Annotated in this window: 1 protein-coding gene; it reads left to right on the top strand. The window is 45.0% G+C overall.

The window, feature by feature from the left end; genetic code table 11:
* Window positions 1-492: 492 nt before the first annotated feature.
* Window positions 493-918: a hypothetical protein gene (locus F2P44_RS34320; RefSeq protein WP_167094556.1), complete on the top strand. Its 426-nt coding sequence runs from the start codon at window positions 493-495 to the stop codon at window positions 916-918.
* Window positions 919-1,079: the final 161 nt, after the last annotated feature.

The raw sequence follows: 1,079 nt of genomic DNA, 5'->3' as shown, positions 1-1,079 counted from the left end.
GGTGTGGGCGTTTTGATTAAGCGTTAGAAACTAAATCATGCCAGAAATGGGCGCCCACCCCCACCTTTTCGCTTGCGCTGCCAAGCAATTTTCATCCGTTCCGCTAGTTTTGCAAGAGGCTCAATCATCTTGGCGAATAAATGAGGTATTTAGATGAGCAATAATCGAGTCACACTTGAAAAAATAGACGAAATTGAAACTGGCTTCTTTTTTGGAGGTTTGGAAAAATTAAAATCTACGGTATGCCCAATATATGAAAAAGTAGGCTGCTTTACTCTGTCAGTAAATCAACTTATGATGCCGCGGCCCAAGAGGATAAGCGACAACGTGCTTCCGTAAATATTTACTGCACCGGCGAGTGTAACACCATGATCATCCACGCCAATGAATTATTGCCCGAGGGGCGGAACAGATCGACGACTGGGACGAATTCTCCGAGAAAAATTATCCGGTGTGACATGTGAGTGGCGCAGGTATTTACAAGGCAAATCTATGATAGACGGTTTTGACATGCAACTTGGAAAAATACCTTCCCGGGACTTTTTGTTGGCGGCCTTGGCCAAAGCATACGACATTCATAGCGATGAAATTAACTTGCAGTATCTGCACAATTTTGATTTATCAGCGCCGGCAAGGAACTTATTTTGCCTTGTAACTGAAAATGATGAGAATGATCAATTTCCAGTATTGCTGACCCTTTCCTCTTGCGAAACAGAATTGGATAACGACACCACTACTATCGCCTCCAAATTAAGCGATGCCTTGAAAATAAGCGCTCCAATTTCTAATAAGAGTATCTATGACGATGGTACGATGTTAATGATAAGTGGTTTTGAACCGCCGAAATTGGTGATACTTAGAGAGGAGTACGATAAAATACTCGGTAAAAATAAATACTTCTTAGAGAGCTACGATTAACGGTAACGGTGTCAAGTCTGACCATCGTAACAGCGGCCCAATGACGTTTCCGGTGAAACTTGACATCGGCTATGCTGTGAGGTTCTACCGTCCCGGAGTGCGGTCAAGGGCGGCGCGCGCTGCGCGCGTGCCGGCGTAGCGCACCCTTGACGGCATGCAGG

The organism is Massilia frigida (assembly GCF_011682175.1).
GTDB classification, from domain to species: Bacteria; Pseudomonadota; Gammaproteobacteria; order Burkholderiales; family Burkholderiaceae_D; genus Telluria_A; species Telluria_A frigida.
The sequence above is the reverse complement of the archived record's forward strand: the minus strand, read 5'-3'. Positions and strand labels throughout refer to the sequence as shown.